Origin of the sequence: Streptomyces sudanensis (assembly GCF_023614315.1) — a bacterium.
GTDB lineage: Bacteria > Actinomycetota > Actinomycetes > Streptomycetales > Streptomycetaceae > Streptomyces > Streptomyces sudanensis.
In genome coordinates this window covers 629,209-634,026 of record NZ_CP095474.1, presented here as the reverse complement: position 1 = coordinate 634,026, position 4,818 = coordinate 629,209, and the positions used below count along the sequence as shown (strand labels likewise).

Genomic DNA, 4,818 nt, shown 5'->3' with positions numbered 1-4,818 from the left:
CCCCGGGCGGGCGGCGCCCTGCGGCGCCGTCCGCCCGCGCCCCCGCGCCGCGAGGCCCCGGNNNCCTCCCGGCCGCCCGGCGGGTACGCGCCTGCCCCGGCCGACCGGCCGGGCGTCCGGCGCCCGCACCGCCCGGAAGGGGGCGCGTCGGGACATCCGCCCCCGTACGCCCCGCAACCCTCCCGGACCATGTCGAGCCCGCCGGGAACGGGCGCACTGCCCTAGCGTGGGGCCCATGGACGCGACACCGACCGGCGTGCTGCTGCTCTGCCGGGCCGACCCCGACGAGGTCGCCGCCCCGGCCCTCCTGCTGCGCGAGCGCGCGGTCCTCGCCCCGGCGGGCGCGGGCTGGAGCGTCCTCGTCCCCGAGGGCCGCTCCTGGAGCGACGGCTCCGCACCGGTCGAGCGGATCGCCACCGGATGGGCCACCGCCCTCGCCGTCGGCGAGCCCTGGCCGGTCGTCGCCCTGTGGTGGGACGGGGAACGGGCCGGCCACACCCTCGCGTACGGGTTCCGCCGGCCCGTCGACTACACCTGGCTCGCGGACGGCACCCCCGTCGGCGAGGACGAGGCGGTGCTCACCTTCGCCGAGCGCCTCGGCCTCGATCCGGTCCTCGACGTGCGGGACCTGGGGGAGCTCACCCGCCCCGACCCGGACGCCGACGCCCGCGCCCGCCTCCTCGGCCTCGTCGCCGTGCTCGGGCGCCTCGGGCTGGAGCCGCCGCCCGGCGTGCGGCCCGGGGAGCCGGCCGGGCGGCTGCTCGCCGCGGCCCGGGCCCACCCCNGTGCGNGCGACGTCCCCGGCCGGGCCGNGGACGTCGCGCGCAGCCCGGGCCGGGCACCGCCGCCCCGGGCCGCGCCCGGCTCGCCCTGGCCGGCCTCCAGCTCGCCGTCGGCCTGCCGCTCCTCGCCCGGTCCCTTGCCCGCCGCGCCCCCGGCTGGGCCGCGGCGGGGGCGCTGCTCGCCCTCCAGGGCGCGCTGGGGCTGCGTCCCGCCCTCGACGTCCGGGAGGGGCGCCCCGCGTCGTAGGGGCGGCTACTCGTCGTCCTCGTCGTCCAGCCGCGCCAGCCACGTCGCCAGCCGCTCGACCGGCACCTCGAAGTCCGGGTTCAGGTCCACGAACGTCCGCAGCTGCTCGGCGAGCCACTCGAAGGTGACCTCTTCCTGGCCGCGCCGCTTCTCCAGCTCCTCGATGCCACGGTCGGTGAAGTACAAGACACGTCTCCTGAATCCTGCCGGGGCGCTCCCCGGGTGCTCCCGTCCAGGGTAGGGCGGCCGGCACGCCGGAGAGCCCGGCACCCCCTCGGGTGCCGGGCTCTCCGGTCCGCGCGTGCGACGGCCGCCGGTCAGGCGTCGAAGACCTCGTTGACCAGCTGCGCCTGCTCGGCCTGGTGGCGCTTGGCCGAGCCGACCGCCGGGGAGGAGCTGTGCGGCCGCGAGATGCGGCGCAGGCGCTCGCCCTGCGGGATGTCGGCGCCGACCGCCAGGTCCAGGTGGTCGATCAGGTTCAGCGCGATGAACGGCCACGCCCCCTGGTTCGCCGGCTCCTCCTGCGCCCAGATGTACTTCCCGGCGTTCGGGTACTTGGCGATCTCGGCCTGGAGCTGGGCGCCCGGCAGCGGGTACAGCCGCTCCAGGCGGATGATCGCCGTGTCCGTGACACCGCGCTTCTGCCGCTCGGCGTCCAGGTCGTAGTAGACCTTGCCGGTGCAGAAGACGACCTTGCGGACGGCGGACGGCTCGACCGACGTGTCGCCGATGACCGGGCGGAACGCGCCGGACGTGAACTCCTCCACCTTCGACGCGGCGGCCTTCAGGCGCAGCATCGACTTCGGCGTGAAGACGACCAGCGGCTTGTGGTGCGGGTTGTGCACCTGCCACCGCAGGAGGTGGAAGTAGTTCGACGGGAGCGTCGGCATGGCGACCGTCATGTTGTTCTGCGCGCACATCTGGAGGAAGCGCTCCGGGCGGGCGGACGAGTGGTCCGGGCCCTGGCCCTCGTAGCCGTGGGGCAGCAGCAGCGTGACGCCGGAGGTCTGGCCCCACTTCTGCTCGGCGGAGGAGATGAACTCGTCGACGACGGTCTGCGCGCCGTTGACGAAGTCGCCGAACTGCGCCTCCCACATGACCAGCGCGTCCGGGCGGGCCAGCGAGTAGCCGTACTCGAAGCCCATCGCCGCGTACTCGCTGAGCAGCGAGTCGTAGACGTTGTACCGGGCCTGGTCGTCGGACAGGTAGAGCAGCGGGGTGTAGTCCTCGCCGGTCACCTGGTCCACCAGCACCGCGTGGCGCTGGCCGAACGTGCCGCGGCGCGAGTCCTGGCCGGCGAGGCGGACCGGGACGCCCTCCATCAGCAGCGAGCCGACGGCGAGGGTCTCGCCCATGCCCCAGTCGATCGTGCCGTCGTCGATCGACTGCGCGCGGCGCTGGAGCTGCGGCAGCAGCCGCGGGTGCACCGTGACGCCGTCGGGGATGTTCACCTGGGACTCGGCGATCCGCTTGACGACCTCCTGCGAGACGGCCGTCTTCACGTCCTCCGCCGGGAAGCCGGCCTGCGGGTCGGTGCCGACCGCCGGGCTGGGCTGCGCGGTGGCCTCGCGGACCTCGGTGAAGACCTTCTCCAGCTGGCCCTGGAAGTCCTGGAGCGCCTGCTCCGCCTCCTCCAGGGTGATGTCCCCGCGGCCGATCAGCGACTCGGTGTACAGCTTGCGCACCGAGCGCTTCTGATCGATCAGCGTGTACATCTGCGGGTTGGTGAACTGCGGGTTGTCGCCCTCGTTGTGGCCGCGGCGGCGGTAGCAGATGAGGTCGATCACGACGTCCTTGTTGAACGTCTGGCGGAACTCGAAGGCGAGCCGCGCCACCCGGACGCACGCCTCCGGGTCGTCGCCGTTCACGTGGAAGATCGGCGCCTCGATCATGCGGGCCACGTCGGTGGCGTACATCGAGGAGCGCGAGGACTCCGGGGCGGCGGTGAAGCCGACCTGGTTGTTGATGACGATGTGGACCGTGCCGCCCGTGCGGTAGCCGCGCAGCTGCGACATGTTCAGCGTCTCGGCGACGACGCCCTGGCCGGCGAAGGCCGCGTCGCCGTGCAGGGCGACGGGCAGGACGGTGAAGTCCGTGCCGGCCTTGCCGATGATGTCCTGCTTGGCGCGGACGACGCCCTCCAGGACCGGGTCGACGGCCTCCAGGTGGGAGGGGTTCGCGACCAGGCTGACCTTGATCTGCTCGCCGTCGAGGCCGGTGAAGGTGCCCTCGGCGCCCAGGTGGTACTTCACGTCGCCGGAGCCGTGCATCGACTTCGGGTCGAGGTTGCCCTCGAACTCGCGGAAGATCTGCGCGTACGACTTGCCGACGATGTTCGCCAGGACGTTCAGCCGGCCGCGGTGGGCCATGCCGATGACGACCTCGTCCAGGCGGGACTCGGCGGCCGAGTCGATCACCGCGTCCAGCAGCGGGATGACGGACTCGCCGCCCTCCAGGCTGAACCGCTTCTGGCCGACGTACTTCGTCTGCAGGAAGGTCTCGAACGCCTCCGCGGCGTTCAGCCGGCGCAGGATGCGCAGCTGCTCCTCGCGCTCCGGCTTGGAGTGCGGGCGCTCGACGCGGTCCTGGATCCACTTGCGCTGCTTCGGGTCCTGGATGTGCATGAACTCGATGCCGGTGGTGCGGCAGTACGAGTCGCGCAGGACGCCGAGGATGTCGCGCAGCTTCATCATCGACTTGCCGCCGAAGCCGCCGACCGCGAACTCGCGCTCCAGGTCCCACAGGGTGAGGCCGTGCTCGGTGATGTCCAGGTCGGGGTGCTTGCGCTGGTGGTACTCCAGCGGGTCGGTGTCGGCCATGACGTGGCCGCGGACCCGGTAGGAGTGGATCAGCTCGAAGACGCGCGCGGCCTTGGTGACGTCGTCGTCGTGCGACGCGTCGATGTCCCTGAGCCAGCGGACCGGCTCGTAGGGGATGCGCAGCGACTTGAAGATGTCGTCGTAGAAGCCGTTCTCACCGAGGAGGAGGTCGGCGACGACGCGCAGGAACTCGCCGGAGGCGGCGCCCTGGATGACGCGGTGGTCGTACGTCGAGGTGAGGGTCATCACCTTGGAGATGCCCAGCTTGTTCAGGGTGTCCTGCGAGGTGCCCTGGAACTCGGCCGGGTAGTCCATCGAGCCGACGCCCATGATCACCGACTGGCCGGCCATCAGGCGCGGCACGGAGTGGACCGTGCCGAGGCCGCCCGGGTTGGTCAGGGAGACCGTGACGCCGGTGAAGTCGTCCATCGTGAGCTTGTTCGCGCGGGCGCGGCGGACGATGTCCTCGTACGCCTGCCAGAACTCGAAGAAGCCCAGCGTCTCGGCCTTCTTGATGGCCGCGACGACCAGCTGGCGGTCGCCGTTCGGCTTCACCAGGTCGATGGCGAGGCCGAGGTTGACGTGCTCCGGCTTCACCAGGGTCGGCTTGCCGTCCTTGACCTGGTACGACCAGTTCATGGCGGGCATGGCCTTGATGGCCTGCACCATCGCGTACCCGATGACGTGGGTGAAGGAGATCTTCCCGCCGCGGGCGCGCTTCAGATGGTTGTTGATGACGATGCGGTTGTCGAACAGCAGCTTCACCGGGACGGCGCGGACCGAGGTGGCGGTCGGCACCTCCAGCGAGGCGTCCATGTTCTTCGCGACGGCGCCGGCGGGGCCGCGCAGCGTCACGTACTCCGCACCGGCCGGGGCCTCGGCCGGTGCGGCCTTGGCGGGGGCCGGCTTCGCGGCGGCGGGCTTCGCGGCGGCCGGCTCGGCGGGGGCCTTCGCCGGGGCCGCGGGAGCC

General features: G+C 72.6%; 2 protein-coding genes and 2 pseudogenes. 2 read left to right on the top strand and 2 right to left on the bottom strand.

Translation table 11 applies throughout. From position 1 onward, the window contains the following. Window positions 1-235 precede the first annotated feature (235 nt). Window positions 236-784: pseudogene (locus MW084_RS02715) on the top strand (hypothetical protein); the annotation flags it as partial. Between the two features lie 29 nt (window positions 785-813). Next, a pseudogene (locus MW084_RS02710) lies at window positions 814-1,029 on the top strand (hypothetical protein); the annotation flags it as partial. Between the two features lie 6 nt (window positions 1,030-1,035). Here MW084_RS02710 and MW084_RS02705 read toward each other — a convergent pair. Next, the gene (locus tag MW084_RS02705) at window positions 1,036-1,215 is read right to left on the bottom strand and encodes a DUF6104 family protein (protein ID WP_010476542.1); all 180 of its coding nucleotides are present in this window, start codon (window positions 1,213-1,215) and stop codon (window positions 1,036-1,038) included. Window positions 1,216-1,346: 131 nt separating this feature from the next. Further along, on the bottom strand, window positions 1,347-4,818 hold a 3,472-nt coding region (locus MW084_RS02700; protein ID WP_275563453.1), incomplete at its 5' end, for a multifunctional oxoglutarate decarboxylase/oxoglutarate dehydrogenase thiamine pyrophosphate-binding subunit/dihydrolipoyllysine-residue succinyltransferase subunit.